Annotated in this window: 1 protein-coding gene; it reads left to right on the top strand. The window is 66.5% G+C overall.

Annotation, left to right across the window (positions count from 1 at the left end; genetic code table 11):
- On the top strand, positions 1–687 hold a 687-nt coding region (locus ACR0NT_RS19540), incomplete at both ends, for a cupin domain-containing protein (protein WP_480443546.1).

Genomic DNA, 687 nt, shown 5'->3' with positions numbered 1-687 from the left:
ATTGATGGCACCGGTCGAAGCGGCGGTTGACACCGCGACGCCGGATCTGGGCTTTCTGCGCCTGAACCCGGACCCGTGGGGGCAGGCCGAGGATATCTCGATCGACTACGCGGTGATGGAAAAGGCGGACAACCTGTCGGTGGTTCCCTTTGACGCGGCCTGGTCCGATCTGGGCGGCTGGGACGCGGTTTGGCGCGAAAGCGGCCCGGATGGGGATGGCGTGGTGACCAGCGGCGGCGCCACCGCGATCGAGTGTCAGAACACGCTGCTGCGCTCGGACAGCGACCAGTTGGAGCTGGTGGGGATCGGGCTGGACAACATCATCGCGGTGGCGATGAACGATGCGGTTCTGGTGGCGGATGCGTCGCGGGCGCAGGACGTCAAGAAAGCGGTCACCGCGCTGAAGGAAAAAGGCGCCGCGCAGGCCACGGCCTTCCCCAAGGATCACCGGCCCTGGGGCTGGTTCGAAAGCCTTGTGGTCGGCGACCGGTTCCAGGTCAAGCGCATCCACGTCCACCCCGGCGCCGCGCTGAGCCTGCAGAGCCATTTCCACCGGTCCGAGCACTGGATCGTGGTCGAGGGCACCGCCCGCGTGACCATTGACGACCATCAGCAACTGGTGACCGAGAACCAGTCGGTCTACATCCCGCTGGGCGCGGTGCACCGGATGGAGAACCCCGGCAAGGT

It is taken from the genome of Ruegeria sp. AB10, assembly GCF_056542745.1.
The sequence above is the reverse complement of the archived record's forward strand: the minus strand, read 5'-3'. Positions and strand labels throughout refer to the sequence as shown.